We start from the raw sequence: 15,771 nt of genomic DNA, 5'->3' as shown, positions 1-15,771 counted from the left end.
CCGCTCACCAGTAGGCGGCACTGCCGAACGGCTCGCGGCGCGGACGGCGCAGCACACCCGGGCTCAGAACGGCTTCGAACGCCGCGACCTGGTACGGGCACGAATCGCTGGGCTGCGCCAACCACTCCCGCACCGGCACGCCCGGCACCACCTCGGCGGCTGCCCACCACTGCGCACGATGCTCCTGCCAGAACTCGTCGTCGAACCCGATGTCGAGCAACCGCAGCCTCCGGACAACCGGCACCGCCTCCTGGACGAAATCATCCTCGTCGGCGGCGTCCTGGCGGGCCATGGCCTGCTCCAGGTCCTCGTCGTCGCCCGCCTCGTCACCGTCGGTGAGCAGGCGGAACACGAACCGCCGCTCGGCGTCCTCGGCGTCCGGCGGCAGTCCTGCATCCGGATGCACCGTCACACACTCGACGACGACCCGCTGACAGCCGTTCCCTGCGAGCATGTACTCCGGCTCAACAGTCGTCGCCGGCTCGTACCCGAGCACGCGGGCAAGGTAGAGAGTGCTCACCCGGCAGAGTATGGCCGGGCCTGCCGAACGCGCATCGGCGCGCCCCTCTCGCTTGGGATCAGCAGGGAGACTGCGCAGGCGCTGTGCGCGCAGCCCGCCGCGGACAAGCCCCGGCGAACCTGGTGGAAGCGGCGCTGAGCCCACCCCGGACGTCGCCTGGTGGTCGTCAAGCGGCTGCGGCATCATCGTGCCGTGACCGTTGAAGATCCAGTGTCGATCGACCTGACCGACGACGAGCGTCTCCTGCTCGTCCGCGGCTTCCTCCAGTGGGGCGGGCCCGCCCACGCCACTGACGCGCTGGCGGTCCTCATGGGCTTCGACAGCGTCGAGGACATGTACCGGCAGTGCCGCCGCCTCAGCACGGCCGTCGAGGCTGGGCAGCCGCTCAGCCGACGGGACTGGCGACGCTCGCTGATCAGCACGGAGATCGTCTTCGCCAGCGACATCTTCGGGGCGGGCTATGAATGGTCGACCACCACCGGCCTATCCGACGCGGAGACGATGAAAACCCTGCGGCAACTGCAACGCAAACTCACCATGCAGGCGCGGGTACACAACGTCTGACCGGCTGCCGAACGCCTCCCCCGCACCGTGCTCTCCATGCGCCGTTGTGCGGACGTTCTCGGCGGGTTCAACCGGGATGTCTAACGTCCGGGGCGATTTCCCGTTCGAGGAGGATTCATGACACGTCTGCCCCGGCTGGCCCTGACCGGCCTGACCGTGCTGACCCTGGCGGTCGCCCTGCCCACCGGCGGTTCCGCGGCCCCGGCCGAGGCGGCGCGGTCCGGTGACTTCGGGCCGGCCGTGCTGACCGGCTTCGCCAAGCTGCCCGCGCTGACGTTCGTGCCCGCCAGCGACCCGTCCGGTTCGCTGCTCGGCACCACCCCGGTCAACGGCGTCACGCCGCCCTTCGCCGACCAGCCCGTACAGGGCTTCAGCGGCATCGCCCGCAACAGCGACGGCAGCTACGACGTGCTGTCGGACAACGGCTACGGCAACATCAACAACAGCGGCGACTTCGTACTGCGCATCCAGCGCATCGTCCCCGACTTCGGCACCCGTGGCGTCGACGTCGTCGGCGGCATCAACCTCACCGACCCGGCCGGGTTCGTGTCCTGGCCCCTGACCCGCGCCGACCGGGTGCTGACCGGGGCCGACTTCGACGTCGAGTCGATCGTCAAAGCCAAGTACGGCAGCTACTGGATCGGCGACGAGTTCGGGCCGTACCTGCTGCACTTCGACCGGGCCGGGCGGCTGCTGGCCGCGCCGGTGCCGCTGCCGGGCGTCAACGCGCCGGAGAGCGCCGCCCGGCTGGGCGTGACCGCGAACCTGGGCAGCAGCAAGGGCTTCGAGGGCATGGCCGCCTCGGTCGACGGCAGATACCTGTACCCGCTGCTGGAGGGCACCGTCAGCGGAGACACCGCGGGCACCCTGCGGATCAACCAGTTGGACCGCACCACCGGCGCGTACACGGCCAAACGCTGGACGTACCGGCTGGAGTCGCCTTCGAACGCCATCGGCGATTTCATCGCGGTGGACAAGCAGCGTTTCCTGGTCATCGAGCGCGACAACAACCAGGGCGACGCGGCCGTGTTCAAGAAGATCTACCTCGTGGACCTGGCCGACCGGGACCGGGACGGCCTGGTCGACAAGACGCTGGTCGCCGATCTGCTGAACATCGCCGACCCGAAGCACCTGGGCGGCAGCGCCGACACGTTCCGGTTCCCGTTCCAGACGATCGAGGACGTGCTGATTCTCGACAACCGGACCCTGGCCGTGCTGAACGACAACAACTTCCCGTTCTCGTCAGGCCGCACCCCGGGCCGCCCCGACGACAACGAGTTCATCACCATCCGCCTCGACCGCTCCCTGCACGCCGACCACCGCGTGCTCGGCTGAGCCCGCACGGCTGGGTCCGGTCACGCTCCCGGACCCAGCCGTCGGCGCCACACCCACGTGCGTGCCGACGCTCACTTGACGAAGTGGTAGTCAGGGTGGGCCAGCCAGGCTGCTGTCGCCGCCGCGTCCAGGTAGACGGCGTTGTCGACGCCGATGCAGCGGCCTGCGTCCGCCAGGTGACGCAGCAGGCGTGCCGAGGGCGGAACCCGGAACTCGATGAACACCCAGCCGCCGGTCCGGCGTGCCACTCGCTGGGCGATGCGGGCCAGGGCGGGTCCGTCGGCCGGGTCGCTGACGAGGGTGTGCAGCACGACGTCGCAACGCATGGCAGTACCGGCGATCTGTGCGATGAGCTGCAGCTCTTCCGGCTCGATCTCGTGGTTCGGTGCCTGAAGCCAGTATTGGAAGGCCAGCCCGCCTGCGGTGAACCAGTAGCCCGGGTAGCGCTCGTCCCGGACCAGGCCCTCGGCCGCCAGCTCCTCCACCAGGACCGGCTCCGCCTGCTCAGCGGCACAGGAAGTCAGGAAACTCAAGGTCGTTCCGGCCACGGCCGACAGGTTATCGCACCTGGACCCCGAATCCTGTCGGTGCTCGGCAGGGTCGAGCTCCGCCTGGGTACGCTGCTCGCCGACATCCATCGTCGGGAGGGCACGTATGGGCACCTGGGGCAGCGGCAACTTCGACGACGACACCGCCGCCGACCACCTGTCGATGCTGACCGACCGGCTCATCCGCGAGATCGCCGAGGCGATGTCCGGCGATCCCGTCGGGATCGAACCCGACGAGTACTGGGGCGTCGCGGTGCCGTGCAACCTCGAACTGCTCCACCTCATCGCGAGCCGGAACCTTGTCGGCGCCGGCCTGCCCGACCCCGAGGTGATCGCCGACTGGAAGACCCGGTTCCTGGGCGTCTGGGAACAGGCCATCGACGGGCTGGAGCCGGTACCCGGGTTCAAGGAGCAGCGGCGGGCCGTCCTGGTGCAGACCTTCGACCAGCTGTCCGAACTGGCCGTACGCAGGCGGGCCTAGGTTGGCTTACCAGAGTGCGATCCGCACGGTCGACTGTCCGGCCTGCGGGGGAACCGCGACGTACGAAGTGACGGGTTATTCGGACGGCAGGGGTATCCGCTGGGACTCCTCGGTGACCTGCGCTGTGTGCTCGAGCGACGAACTGCACTGTCGCGCCACGTTCGTCGGCGTGGACGACTACGCGATGCTCCGGGAGCAGGGCGGCTGGTTCGGGCTGCAGGTCACCGTGCCTGGCGGTGACCGGATCCGGCTGCTGAGGGAACTACGGGCGGCGCTCGACCTTTCGCTGGACGAGGTTTCACGCATCCTCGCGGTGCGCACGGGTCCGCGGCTGTGCGGGCTGGAGATGGAGATGCGCCACGTGGAGTCCCTCGTGCGATCTGCGCTGCCGCAAGCCGTGACGAGCGTCGAGCGCATCACGGACTCAGCGGATTGCGTCCAAGCCGTCACCAGTCGCCTATGGCTGGCGGACTAGTCGGCGACGTGGATGACGATCTTGCCGCGGCGTTTGGCCTCCAGCGCCTCATAGCCTGAGCGCGTCTCGGCCAGAGGCAGCACGCGGTCCAGCACCGGCCGCACCCTGCCCTCGTCGACCAGTTCCGCGATCGAGCGCAACGCCGCCCGGTCGGGCTTGACGACGAAGTAGGTCGCGCGTACCCCGTGGCGGGCGGCCTCTTGCTGGTCGGGTGGCGCGGACAGGGCGACCAGGATGCCGCCCGGTTTCAGGACCGACCAGGATCGTGCCTGCGCGGCCGCGCCGGCGAGGTCGACCACGACGTCCACGTCCCGGACGTGGTCCTCGAGACGTTCGTCCTTGTAGTCGATGACCTGCTCGGCGCCCAGCCCTTCGACGAACTCCAGATCGGCGGCCCCCGCCGTGGCGCTCACCCGGGCGCCGAGGGCGGCCGCGAGCTGCACCACGTACATGCCCACGCCGCCCGCGCCGCCCTGCACGAGTATGTGCTGACCGGCCTGCAGCTCGGCGTGATCGCGTAGCGCCTCCCACGCGCTCAGCGCCGCCAGCGGCAGCGCGGCTGCGTGATCATGGTCGAGGGTGGCGGGTTTCGCCGCCACGACGGCGGCAGGCACGGTCACGTACTCGGCGGCCGCCCCGTTGAGGGTGAACGGGATCAACCCGTAGACGGCGTCGCCCACGGCAGGGCTGTCCACCCCTGGCCCGGTCGCCGCGACGACGCCGGAGAACTCGTGCGACGGGATGATCGGCGTGCGCTCAGGTCCCGTCCCGTCAGAGGTGTATGTCCAGGTTTCGGGCCAGGTGAGCTCTTGCGGTGTCATGGAGGCGGCTTTGACGGCCACCAGCACTTCACCCGGCCCCGGCTCGGGCCGCGGAGCCTGCTCGTACACGAGCTGCTCCGGGCCGCCCTTGGTATGCGCCCTCACGGCGAACATGGTGCTCATCCGGCGCTCCTCTCCGACCGTGCGCCCTGGAGAACAAGCCGCAGCCCCCATTATCTGGCCGACAGCGCCCCACCCGCCGGGGTTCGCTCTCCGGCCCGGAGATCATTCTCGCGCCATACCCAGCACACCCGCGCGCAGCAGCACGTACGTGATCCGCCGGTCGCCGTGCACGAGCACGTCGGCCGCGCCGTGATCCTCGAACAGCTCCAGCCCTCGCCGGACGTGGTTGCCCTCAGACGCCATGGCAGGCGACGGTGAGCGTGTCGTGCCCGCGCAGGATCAGCGGCTTGGGCGCGTTGCCGGGCTGCTGGGCCAAGGCCAGGTCGGGGAACCGTTCGAGCAGCGCCGGGAACGCGACCTGGCCCTCCAGGCGGCTCAGTGCCGCGCCGAGGCAGTAGTGCGGGCCGAAGCCGAAGCTCAGCGACCCGGGATCGGGCCGGGCCGGGTCGAAGGCGTCCGGGTCGGTGAAACGCGCCGGGTCCCGGTTCGCCGCCCCGATCATGACGAGCACCGCCTGGCCCGCCGGACAGGGCACGCCCTCGATCTCGGCGTCCTCGGGTGCATACCGGACCAGGATCTGCACCGGCGGTTCGAACCGCAGCATCTCATCCACGTAGGAGCCGACATTGTCCGCGGTCAGCTCCGCGCGCAGCCGCGGGCGTTCCAGCAGCATCGTCAATCCGTTGCCGAGCAGGTGCGTGGTCGTGACGAATCCGGCGTTGAAGGTCGTGATCAGGTTGGCGACGAGCGCGTCGTCGCTCAGCTCGGTGGCGGCCAGCATGCTGATCAGGTCGTCGCGGGGGTCGGCGCGCCGCAGCGCGACCAGGTCGGTGAAGTATGCCGACAGCTCCTTGGCCGCCGTGTCGGCGCGGACCATGTTGCGCCAGTTCGCGCCGTCGAGTTCGAGGATCGCCCCGATCGCCAGCACCCGCGGCCGGAACCAGGCCAGGTCGTCCTGCGGCACACCCAGCAGCTCGGCCATCACGCTGCTCGGCAGCAGGTAGGCGAACTCGCCCATGAACTCGACCGGGCCGTCGGCGGCCAGCTGGGCCAGCCGGTCGAGCAGCCGATGGGTCAGGTCCGTGACCGCGTGCTCCAGCGCGGACACCCGCCGCGCGGTGAACGCCCGCCCGATGATCTGCCGTACGCCGTCGTGCGCGGGGCCGTCGGTGAAGAACATCGAGTCGCGCAGCACGCGCAGCGCGGGGTGCCGCCGCCACTGCGGCGTGTGCAGATCCAGGTAGGCCGCATCGAGCTGACGGAACCTGGGATCCTTGAGCACCTGCGCGACCGCCTCGAAACCGTGCACCGCCACGGCGAAGCCCTGCGCGCCGCCGTCCACGGCCACCGCGACGCCCTCCCGGTGCAGGCGCGCGTAGAGGGCAGGCGGATCAACGCGCCCCTCCTCAGAGAGCAGTGCATTTAGATCCATGAGCATGTTCCTACCACACGGCGCAGGTCACCGGAACGGCACTGTTTCTGCGCCGACCGCTCACCGGCGGCGGCGCAGCCACGGGCCGGCCGCCTCCATCTGCTGGAGGACCGCCAGCCGGACCAGCGCGACGAACATGGCGGCGCACAACCCGGCGGCGACGACCGCGAGCACCCAGGCATAACGAGCCGGGTACGTGAGGACACGCGCCGCGCCGCCGGTGACGATGACGTCGCGGGTGCAGACCAACGCCGCCGGCTGCGCGGTGGACACGTCGATTCCACCGATGCCCGCCCAGCCGTTGGTGTCCCGCGGCACGTCGACGTACTCCCGGGACCTGCCGACGGTCAGCTCGCAGCCGCCGCCTGCGGCGGAGCTGTGCAGAAAGATCGTCCCGCTGGTCCATTCGTACGGATTTCCGGCCGGCAGCGCGGTGCCGATGGTGCTGACCAGCGGCGCGAACAGACACGCGACAAGCATGGCGAGCGCGGTCGCGCCGACCAGCCGGTGGCAGCGGCGCATGGCCCGCTCGATCGCCTGCGCGCCTCGTATCGCATCGTGGTCGGCGGTCAAGTGTCTGCCCCCTCGCGTCGCGGCCCATCCGCGCCTCGATGATGGCGGCACGTGGCAAGCAGACACGTCGGCGGCGCCCACCGGCGCGAGACCGCCCGCGGCGGTGCCGGAGTTCGAAAACGCCCCGGTCAGTGTCGCGGCTTGCCCCGCCGCGCAGCGGCAGGCGTCGCCCGTTCCGCGCTGTTGAACCGCACCTCGTGGCGGGTGGCGTCGGGTGCGGCGAACGCGAGCAGCCGCTCGCCCTCCTCGGTCAGGTCCTGCACGTCCCGGGTGGGGATCTGGAACAGGGGACGCACGACCAGCGTCGCCGCGCCCTTCTTCCTGACGATCGTCCAGATCGCCTGGACGAACCCGTCGACCAGCACCGTGCCGGGCACCACCCCGGGCACGGCGAACACGTCGCGCCGGTCCCGGTCGTCCATGATCCGGAAGGTGTCGTCGTACGCGTCCAGCATCGCGTCGAATTCCGCGAGGTAACGCGCGGGCGCGGGGGTGTCCGGGTGCGGCAGCGGGGCGTCGGGCAGGTCGAGCAGCTCGGTTCCCTCCTCGTCGCGGTAGACCACGAGCCGGCCGATGAGCCGGTCGACGACCTCGCCCAGCCCGCCGAGCCCCGACCAGGCCTGCATGTCGCGGACGGTCGCCGGGCCGAACGCGGCCAGATACCGCAGGACCAGCTCGTCGACGGTGGCCCGCGGACCCGCGTCGGCGCCGAGCCAGTGCTCGGCGGTGGTGTACGCGGGCTGCCCGACCGCACCCCACAGCCCGTGCGGCGGCACCTGCACCAGCGGCAGGGCCGCCCGAGCCGCCGGCCCGAGCGCGGCGGGATCGGCGTCGGGCCAGCGTTCGGCGAGCGCCACGCCCAGGTCCTTGACCGTGTACGGCCGCTGCTCGACCAGCGCCCGCGCCGCCGCAGCCACCTGGCCCAGGTCGGCTCCCCGCAGCCGCTCCCGTGACGCGGCGCCCAGGTGCCGTTCCTGCACGACCTGCAGCAGCGGCCGGAAGGCCGCGGCATCGCGGGCGCTGACCAGCTGCGGTGTGGCCTGCATCAGCGCCATCCTGACTGCTGCCCGCGAGGTGAGCAGGTCGGACAGGTCGTCGATCCGGAACTCCCGCAGCCGCGTCCACAGGCCGAGGTAGGGCGGGTTCGGCGCCTGGGCGGGCAGTCCGGCGAGGTGTTCGATCGCCTCCAGCGGGGCCATGGGCGATCGCTCCAGCAGCAACTGCCGCGCGAGCAGGGCACGGTTGAGATCGCGGCGGGTCAGCACGTGTGGATCATTTCATGGAACCGCCGGTCGCCACGCGCAGCACGGCGGACCCGTCACCTCAGGATGAGACCGGCCGCGCATGCGGGTCAGCATCGACGGTTCCAGGCGGCGTGGCCGGGCAGGCGGCCGTCCCGAATGTCAGAACCTCGGTCCAGCTTGCTTCCATGATTCGTGGTCGGCTAGGGCAACAGGTCGTCGATGCGGCAATGATCGACGCGACGGCGGCCGTGTTGGAGTTCGACGACGCCCGCGGATGGTTGGACGCCGCGGCTCAAGGACCGATGGAGCCGCTGGGGGCCGAAGTCTGGGTGTTCGACCCGGACTTCACCCAGGTCGTGTTGGTGCATCACCCCTGGCGGGCCTGGGTGCCGCCGGGCGGCAAGGTCGAACTCGGGGAAACGCCCCGCGAGGGCGCGATGAGGGAGTTGTTCGAGGAGACGGGTCTGCGCGTGCGCCTCCTGGCCGAGCCGGCGGCAGCGGCGGTGCGCTCGTTCCATCCGGACCTGCCGGCGACACTGTCCCTCTCGTACGCCGCGGTCGCCGCCGCGTCGACACCCCTGATCGGGGAAAGCGGGCAGCAGGCGGCCTGGATGCGGCTGGACAAGGACTGGGAGAGCTACTTCCCGGAGGACGCCGCCCGAATGCGGAGCTTCGTGACGGCACGCGCACATGAACTGAGAACGGCGTGACGGCGTTGTCAGACTCCGAAGTCGGTTACGAGGCCACGCGTTCGCCTGCCGATGCCCGCTGCTCGCTGCTCGCTGCTCGCTGCTCGCTGCTCGCTGCTCGCAACACCCCCGCATACGGCCCCGTAGGCATATACCTTGCGCGGAAACCCACGGCGGCCGCGGCGAAGTAGGCTGCGGTTTGTGACCAGTGCCGAGTGGGATCTGGACGATGTGCTGGTCGTGGTCGGCAGTTCCTGGGGCGACTACCAGGTGGCGCTGGTTGAGTGGATGGCCAGAGGCCCCGGTCCTCGGCACGGGTGCAGGCCAGAGTCCGCGCGGTCGCGATCGACGGGCGAGGCGCTGCCGCTGACGGTGATTCCCCTGGCGTACCGCAACGATCGCGAGTCGCGCGCCCTCATCGCGGTCGGCAGGATCGAGTCGCCGTGGCGCGAGGTCCCATGGGACATCGACAACTGGGGCGAGCCGCCCTGTCAGGTCCGCGGCCCGCGACCCTTTGACCGAACGGTGCCGAACCCGGAACGGATCGATCGCATTGCCGCCAGCGTCCTTCGCATTTTGCCACCCGGCCCAGTACACACAGAGACCGCACGCGCGGTGCTTTCCCAGGTGCCGGAGTTTGGCAGTGCTGCTCGTCCCATAATACGGAGGCTCGCGGCCGAGGCTCGGTGGAAGGAACTGGGCTCGATCGTCCAGTTGGCCGCCGTCGCCGCACTCGACGACGTAGCTCCGGTGTTGTGCGAGGTGCTCGAGTCGAATGCCAGACCGCCTCATCCGGGAGACCTTGTGGATGCGCTTGGACAGCTCAGATACGACGAGGCCGCGGAGCTTCTGGAAGGCCTGATTGGACAGTTCGCGTATGCGGATGGCGATCTGTCCGACGCTCGACGGTGTATCCGCGCGCTGGCTGCGATTGATGGGCAAAAGTCGCGTGCAAGGCTGACGCTCATCTCCTGGAGGGACTGGCCCGGACCCATTCGACAGTGGGCGGTCTGGGAGTTGGAGGCCAAGGGCCAGTATATTCCTCCACCAGGTCCTTGATCCGGACGCGGAGAAGGTCGGTGGCAGGATCCGGTCCACCAAACACCTCAGCCATGATCAGGTGCGGCCTGACCTACCCTGATGCGGATCACTTAGGGGGTGAGCGGGCATGGAAGAGCGTGAGAGGCGGGCGGCGATCGCATTGGTTGCCGCCATCCGGGCAGGAGATACCGAGGAGGAGGTCGATGAGATGATCGAGGACCTCGAGGGATACTTCCTTCTTCCTTCGGGGCGCCTTACGAACTACATCTTCTGGACCGAGTTGTCGGATGAGGAAGTAGTGGACAAGGCGCTGGAGTACGAACCTATCGCCCTGTAGCTCTCACCCGCGGGCGCTCCTGATCCGCAGGTTCGGGGCTTAAGCCCGTGGCAGCGCACCACCTGCGCCGGGGCTTTGGACACATCCAATAGCCCAACTTCGCTGCGCATCGTACGGCAGCGGCAGGTAGCTCAGGCTGGAGGCGGCGACCAAGTAGATCGCCTGCTGGACTCCCGGGCCGGTGCCGACGGTGCGGCTGGTCACCGTCGCTGTGCATCCGATGAGGCTCGACCGGCACCGCGGGCAACTGCGGCCTCAATGCGGAGCAGCAACCCCGCGACCACCATCAGGCCGCCGACGAACAGTCCGTCGGCACCCAGCAGACCGTACCGCCGCATCAGAAATGCAGCCACGATGACGATCACACCAATGACCGCAAGCGACGTGCCGAGGATCCCTGCCGCTGTACCTGGTCTCGCTTCCATGCGCCGCAGGCTACACATGATCGCCAACACACGGTATCCCCGCGATCATCCGCTGGGCTTTATGCGGCCTACCTCGTAACACGGGGCGGACACGCCTGGGCCTCCGTTACGGTAGGCCGGTGAAGGTCGTGCCGGACGACGGTCATGAGTCCCCTGGACGTCAGTTCCGGATCCAGGACTCTCCCGGCGATTCCGGAGTGAGCGGCGCCGGGAGCCGACGCGGTGGTGAGGGGCCGCGGAGGGACCAGACTCGTGATCACGGTGCCGGAGCAGTTCGCCGAGTGGCGCATCCGTGTCGACGGCGAGGCCGGGCGAAGGTGGGTGCAGTCGCTGCCAACGCTGGTCGAGCTGCTTCGCGAGCGGTGGGACCTGGTCGTCGACGATGCCGCGCCGCTGCACGGGGGCCTGAGCCTGGTGGTCTTGGTCCGCCGTGGCGGGCAGCCGCTGGCTCTGAAGCTGACCTGGCTGGTGGACTCCGCGGGAGAGGAGGCCCGCGCGCTGAGGGCGTGGCAGGGCCGAGGCGCGGTCGCGCTCCTGGCGGCCGAACCGGACGTGGGCGCCCTGCTCCTGGAGCGCTTGGACCACACCCGATCCCTGCACACGCTGCCGCTGCCGGAAGCAGCGGAAGTCGCCGGTTCCCTGATCCGCGCCCTTGCCGTCGCGGCTCCGGCCGGGGTGCGTACGCTGCGCGAGGTCGCGGCGGAAATTCCGGAAACGCTGGCCCGGCGCCAGCGGGCTCTCGGCTACCCGGTCCCACCCGGCTGGGTGGAGGCGGCCTGCGGCCACGCCGTCGAGTTGGCGGAAGCCGGGGAGCAGGTCCTGATTCACGCCGACCTGCACTATGGCAACGTGCTGGCCGCGACACGGCAGCCGTGGTCGGCCATCGATCCCCGACCGCTCCGGGGCGCCCCGGAGTACTCCGTACCCGAACTGATGTGGAGCCGCGCCGACGAGTTGCCCGCCGACGCCGACGTACGGCGGCTGCTCGACATCCTCGTCACAGCCGGGAACCTGGACGTCGAGGCAGCACACGGCTGGACCGTCACCCGCTGCGTCGACTACTGGCTCTGGGGTCTGGAGCGCGGCCTGACGATCGACCCCGCCCGCTGCGAACGGATACTGAGTGCACTCATCCGCTCGTGACGGACCTGGGTCCGTATCGAGCACGCCGCGCTCACGGCGGACCGGGTTGCGAGCCGTGGTGGTGCCGACTGCGGACGGCACCACCACGGTCGGGAAGGCCTCCGGTCAGCCGGCGCCGGTCGCCGCGGCCAGCGCGACGGCGGACTCCGGATACCGGGCCAGCAGCTCGTGGACCGGCCCGGTGCCGGGCTCCGGCTCCGCCGACGCCCACGTCCCATCGCAGCCGAGCAGCGCCGCGAGCGCATCGGTCGGCACCGGGTGCGTCGCCAGCAGCGCCGCGACCGGACCCGCCTGACCGCGCGGCGCGACGGCGACCGATGCCGGGTCCACAGCCGCCGCCGACCACGGCGGGGTCCACGCGTCCAGCGTCGCCAGGTCACCCGGGAACACCCGGCCGGCCTCACGGACCAGCAGGCCGACGTGGTCGCCGCCCTCCTTGCGCAGGGTCGTGATCAGCGTCGGCAGCCAGGGCAGCAGCACCGGGTCGGGCAGCCGCCCGAACGCCTGCGAGATCGCCTCGACGACGAACCCGGCCAGCGCCGGCACCGGTTCCAGCGCTTGCACGAAACCGCTCAGATACTGCGGGTACGCGGGCAGTACCAGCGGGTTGTCCAGCAGTGCCGCGCAGCGTTCGCGCAGCTCGGCCCGGGGCAGCACGCCGAGCTGGTGCTGTGCGGCCCACAGCAGCGCGGTCTTGCCGGGCGTCGTCGGGTGCGACTGCGCCACGGCCAGTTCGAGCTGGGCCCGGTCGCAGCCCAGCGACAGGGCGAGGCTCTCCATGCTGAACAGGAAGCCGAGCATCGCAGCGACCTGGCGGGTGCCGGTCTCCTCCTCGACGAAGGCGTTCGGCAGCAGGGTGCAGTAGTGCGCGTACCCGGCTTTGACGAAAGCCTCCAGCCAGGCGGGCAGCACCGGTTCGGTGGCCCGGTAGTGGGCCAGCAGGCGGCGGGCCCGGCGCAGCACGTCGGGCGCGTCGTCGACGGTGCGTTCGGCGGCGAGCAGGTCGACCGCGCGGGCGCCGAGTTCGTCGGCGAAGCGGCGGCTGCGCAGGTACAGCGTGGCGTCCTCGACTGCGCCGAGGGCGACCGCGGCGGTGGCCTGCGGGCCCCAGACTGAGCGGCGCAGCCGCTGTTCGAGCACCTGCTCGACGGTGATGCCCTCGTAGCCGAGTTCGATCAGTTCCCGCTGGTGGGTGCCGAGTGCCAGGTCCCAGGACTCCTGGATGGCCCGGTGGCCGAGCCGCCGCTCGCCCATGATCGGGCGGGCCGCGCCTTTGGGCAGCAGGTGCAGCAGGATCCACAGCAGGTCGGAGCACTTGCCCAGCACAGGATCCCCGGCGATGTCGAGCAGGGCCCGCTGCACGCCGCGCTGCTCCAGTTTGAGACCGAGCGGTGCGAGCCGGTCGTGCACGTCGCGGGCCAGCGGCGGCAGCGATTCGTAGCCGACCTGGCCGATGCGGTCGCCGCCGAGCATGATCTCGCAGAGCCGCCGCACGTCGCGGCGGCCGGGCACGGACTCCTTCTCGATGCAGGTGACGGCCGCGTCCTGGAAGTCGTACGGGGTGGGCCGGGCGCGGCCGCGCATCCCGGCGAGCAGGATCGAGGTCTCGAACACGGCGATGGCGTCGGCGGTGCTGGCCAGGTAGCCGTTGCGCCGGGCCAGCCGCACGATCTCCACGGACCAGCCGAGCAGCTCGTCCTCGTCGAGCGTGTCGAGGACCGGGGGCCGGGCGAGGAACCCGGACAGCCGGTCGGCGACCTGCTGCGACTGTGGTGACACCACCGCGGTCGGCTTGGCCTTCTTCTTCGCCGACGGGCGACCCTGCTGGCCCTCCAGCCGGTATGGGATCACGCCGGTGCGGGTCAGCGACTTCGCGAAGACCGCGGCGGCGATCGACACCGAGCCCGAGGCCAGTCCGAACTGGGCCTCGATCGAGGAGTGGCTCGACGGGATCAGGCCGTAGTGCCACTTCGTGGCGGTCCGGGGGCTGATCTCGTAGGTGTCGGTGCCGTGCAGGCCGAACTCGTCGACGTGGCTGGCGGCGTGGAACGCGCCGCAGACGTAGAGCGTGTCGGCCGGGTCGGCGCCGGATGCGGCGAGGTGCTGCCGCATCCGGGTCCACATGTAGCGCTCGCGTTCCTCGTCGGAGGCGACCCGGTCGTGCGCGCCGGGCGCGAGCCGCCGGAACAGGCTGCCGATCAGGACCATGACCTGCCGGTATGTGTCGTAGTCGGCGTCGCCGAGGGGCTGCTCGACATACTGGTCCCACCACTCCGACCAGTGCCGCACCTTGCCGTGGTGCAGCAGGTGCTGCTCCAGTTCGGCGAAGCGCGGCCGCAGGTCGCCGATCTCGACGCCGACGGCGTCACCGTGCAGATCGGCGTCCTCGGCGGGTTCCGTGCCGGGTTCGTCGGCCGGTTCGGCTGCCTTGTCCTTGCGCGGCTGCCACTGGAACACGTGGTCGGTCGACCGGTCCACGAGCACCAGCTCGACGCCGGGCGTGTCCAGGGCGTACGCGATGGCCTGGTATTCGGCCGACGCCTCGGTGATCGGCGCGACCACCGACAGCGGTGCCCAGTCCTGCGGGAAGCCGTCCAGCTCGGACGCGAACGCCTGCACCGCCACCGGCAGCCGGCAGTTGCGCAGCTCGGTGAGCAGCGGTGTCATGTCCTCGCACAGCTCCAGATAGATGACCTTGGGCTGCTTCTCCTGCAGCCGTCGGGCCATCGCCATCGCGGACGCGGGCGAGTGGTGGCACACCGGGAAGATCTCCAGCGGCTCGGCCAGCGCCCGGTCGACGTCGTCCACGATGCCGGAGAGGATCCCGGCGAGCGCGTCCGGCCCGTCGGCGAGCGCCGCCGCCGCGTCGAGCAACTGCGAACGCAGCGCTCCGAAGGTCGGCGTCGTCATGACAGGGTCTTGATCGCTTCGCGGCCGCCTTCGAGGAACTCGGTCCACGACCCGCCCTCGGCCTTGCTGCGCGGCTCGACGACACCGTGCCAGTACTTGTTGAGGATCGCCAGGTCCTCCGGGGCGCGCCGGGCCAGCGAGCCGACCAGCGAACCGGCGAGGGTCTGCGCCCGCAGCGACCGGTCGCCGAAGAAGTTGCTGTGCAGGATCGCATCCTCCAGCACGCCGATCTGTTCGGCGGTGGACAGCGCCGACTCGAGCTTCTCGTCGTCGCTGCCCGCCGAAGCGGCGGCGGCGCGCAGGTCGGCGAAGCTCTGCAGCAGGATGTCGAGCAGCGTCGGCGGCACGTCCAGCTCGATCTGGTGGCGGCGCAGCAGTTCCACGGTGCGGAACCGGACGATCTCGGCTTCGCTCTTCTTGTTGGTGACCACGGGGATGCGCACGAAGTTGAAGCGCCGCTTGAGCGCCGAGGACAGGTCGTTGACGCCCCGGTCGCGGCTGTTGGCGGTGGCGATGATGGAGAAGCCGGGCTTGGCGAACACGATATTGTCGTCGTCGAGCTCGGGAATGGACACGTACTTCTCGGACAGGATCGAGATCAGCGCGTCCTGCACGTCGCTGGTGGAGCGGGTCAGCTCCTCGAAGCGGCCGATGACGCCCTGCTCCATCGCCGTCATGATCGGCGACGGGATCATCGAGGCCCGGGACTGGCCGTTGGCGATGACCGCGGACACGTTCCAGGAGTATTTGATGTGGTCCTCGGTGGTGCCGGCGGTGCCCTGCACGACCAGGGTCGAGTTGCGGCTGATCGCCGCGGACAGCAGCTCGGCGAGCCAGCTCTTGCCGGTGCCGGGGTCGCCGATGAGCAGCAGGCCGCGGTCGGAGGCGAGGGTGACGATGGCGCGTTCGACGAAACTGCGGTCGCCGAACCACTTCTGGGCGATCTCGCGGTCGAGGCCGTCGGCGCGTTCGCTGCCCAGGATGAACAGCCGCACCATCTTCGGGCTCAGCCGCCACGAGAACGGCCTCGGCCCGTCGTCGACGGACTCCAGCCAGTCCAGCTCCTCGGCGTACTTGGTCTCGGCGGGGGCGCGCAGCATCTCGGTCATG

General features: G+C 70.3%; 18 protein-coding genes. 8 read left to right on the top strand and 10 right to left on the bottom strand.

Annotation, left to right across the window (positions count from 1 at the left end):
• Positions 1–4: 4 nt before the first annotated feature.
• Positions 5–520 (bottom strand): hypothetical protein, encoded by a 516-nt coding sequence (locus FLL47_RS38495; protein WP_144127605.1) that lies wholly within the window; start codon positions 518–520, stop codon positions 5–7.
• Positions 521–679: 159 nt separating this feature from the next.
• Between FLL47_RS38495 and FLL47_RS38490 the strand changes: the two genes are divergently transcribed.
• Positions 680–1,084, top strand: coding sequence for a hypothetical protein (locus FLL47_RS38490; RefSeq protein WP_222106392.1), 405 nt, complete (start codon positions 680–682; stop codon positions 1,082–1,084).
• Between the two features lie 117 nt (positions 1,085–1,201).
• Positions 1,202–2,419 carry an esterase-like activity of phytase family protein gene (locus FLL47_RS38485; protein WP_144127604.1) on the top strand — a complete coding sequence of 406 codons (1,218 nt, stop codon included), beginning with the start codon at positions 1,202–1,204 and terminating at the stop codon, positions 2,417–2,419.
• A 71-nt stretch (positions 2,420–2,490) separates the two neighbouring features.
• On the opposite strand, the gene FLL47_RS38480 is transcribed toward FLL47_RS38485, so the two are convergent.
• Positions 2,491–2,967, bottom strand: a complete 477-nt coding sequence (locus FLL47_RS38480) for a hypothetical protein (protein WP_144127603.1) — start codon at positions 2,965–2,967, stop codon at positions 2,491–2,493.
• 106 nt (positions 2,968–3,073) lie between these two features.
• Between FLL47_RS38480 and FLL47_RS38475 the strand changes: the two genes are divergently transcribed.
• Entirely contained in the window at positions 3,074–3,448 is a 375-nt protein-coding gene (locus tag FLL47_RS38475; RefSeq protein WP_144127602.1) for a DUF4259 domain-containing protein, read from the top strand.
• A 169-nt stretch (positions 3,449–3,617) separates the two neighbouring features.
• Complete coding sequence (locus tag FLL47_RS38470; protein ID WP_144127601.1) at positions 3,618–3,923, top strand: hypothetical protein; 306 nt, start codon at positions 3,618–3,620, stop codon at positions 3,921–3,923.
• On the opposite strand, the gene FLL47_RS38465 is transcribed toward FLL47_RS38470, so the two are convergent.
• The 5 genes from FLL47_RS38465 to FLL47_RS38450 form a co-directional block, all read right to left on the bottom strand.
• Positions 3,920–4,867, bottom strand: coding sequence for an NADP-dependent oxidoreductase (locus FLL47_RS38465; RefSeq protein WP_222106391.1), 948 nt, complete (start codon positions 4,865–4,867; stop codon positions 3,920–3,922). The genes FLL47_RS38470 and FLL47_RS38465 overlap by 4 nt on opposite strands.
• 102 nt (positions 4,868–4,969) lie before the next feature.
• Positions 4,970–5,110, bottom strand: coding sequence for a hypothetical protein (locus FLL47_RS43395; protein WP_186316164.1), 141 nt, complete (start codon positions 5,108–5,110; stop codon positions 4,970–4,972).
• Positions 5,100–6,299, bottom strand: coding sequence for a cytochrome P450 (locus FLL47_RS38460; protein ID WP_246159232.1), 1,200 nt, complete (start codon positions 6,297–6,299; stop codon positions 5,100–5,102). Before FLL47_RS38460 ends, FLL47_RS43395 begins: the two co-directional genes overlap by 11 nt.
• Positions 6,300–6,359: 60 nt before the next feature.
• Complete coding sequence (locus FLL47_RS38455; protein ID WP_144127599.1) at positions 6,360–6,872, bottom strand: hypothetical protein; 513 nt, start codon at positions 6,870–6,872, stop codon at positions 6,360–6,362.
• 128 nt (positions 6,873–7,000) lie between these two features.
• The gene (locus tag FLL47_RS38450) at positions 7,001–8,137 is read right to left on the bottom strand and encodes a winged helix DNA-binding domain-containing protein (RefSeq protein ID WP_246159230.1); all 1,137 of its coding nucleotides are present in this window, start codon (positions 8,135–8,137) and stop codon (positions 7,001–7,003) included.
• A gap of 2 nt (positions 8,138–8,139) precedes the next feature.
• Here FLL47_RS38450 and FLL47_RS44530 point away from each other — a divergent pair, with 2 nt between their 5' ends.
• The 3 genes from FLL47_RS44530 (at position 8,140) to FLL47_RS38435 (ending at position 10,183) form a co-directional block, all read left to right on the top strand.
• Complete coding sequence (locus FLL47_RS44530; protein WP_246159228.1) at positions 8,140–8,826, top strand: NUDIX domain-containing protein; 687 nt, start codon at positions 8,140–8,142, stop codon at positions 8,824–8,826.
• 180 nt (positions 8,827–9,006) lie between these two features.
• On the top strand, positions 9,007–9,864 hold the full coding sequence (locus tag FLL47_RS38440) for a HEAT repeat domain-containing protein (RefSeq protein WP_144127598.1): 858 nt from the start codon (positions 9,007–9,009) through the stop codon (positions 9,862–9,864).
• A 109-nt stretch (positions 9,865–9,973) separates the two neighbouring features.
• Complete coding sequence (locus FLL47_RS38435) at positions 9,974–10,183, top strand: hypothetical protein (protein ID WP_144127597.1); 210 nt, start codon at positions 9,974–9,976, stop codon at positions 10,181–10,183.
• Between the two features lie 200 nt (positions 10,184–10,383).
• Here FLL47_RS38435 and FLL47_RS38430 read toward each other — a convergent pair whose 3' ends face one another.
• Positions 10,384–10,608, bottom strand: coding sequence for a hypothetical protein (locus FLL47_RS38430; RefSeq protein ID WP_144127596.1), 225 nt, complete (start codon positions 10,606–10,608; stop codon positions 10,384–10,386).
• Between the two features lie 252 nt (positions 10,609–10,860).
• Here FLL47_RS38430 and FLL47_RS38425 point away from each other — a divergent pair, with 252 nt between their 5' ends.
• Complete coding sequence (locus tag FLL47_RS38425) at positions 10,861–11,751, top strand: aminoglycoside phosphotransferase family protein (RefSeq protein ID WP_144127595.1); 891 nt, start codon at positions 10,861–10,863, stop codon at positions 11,749–11,751.
• A gap of 105 nt (positions 11,752–11,856) precedes the next feature.
• On the opposite strand, the gene FLL47_RS38420 is transcribed toward FLL47_RS38425, so the two are convergent.
• Positions 11,857–14,661, bottom strand: a complete 2,805-nt coding sequence (locus tag FLL47_RS38420) for a DUF5682 family protein (protein WP_144127594.1) — start codon at positions 14,659–14,661, stop codon at positions 11,857–11,859.
• On the bottom strand, positions 14,658–15,770 hold the full coding sequence (locus FLL47_RS38415) for an ATP-binding protein (protein WP_144127593.1): 1,113 nt from the start codon (positions 15,768–15,770) through the stop codon (positions 14,658–14,660). Before FLL47_RS38415 ends, FLL47_RS38420 begins: the two co-directional genes overlap by 4 nt.
• Position 15,771 lies beyond the last annotated feature (1 nt).

It is taken from the genome of Catellatospora sichuanensis (assembly GCF_007483665.1).
Classification (GTDB): domain Bacteria; phylum Actinomycetota; class Actinomycetes; order Mycobacteriales; family Micromonosporaceae; genus Catellatospora; species Catellatospora sichuanensis.
Note: the sequence above shows the minus strand (reverse complement) of the source record. Positions and strands in the feature narration are given on the sequence as shown.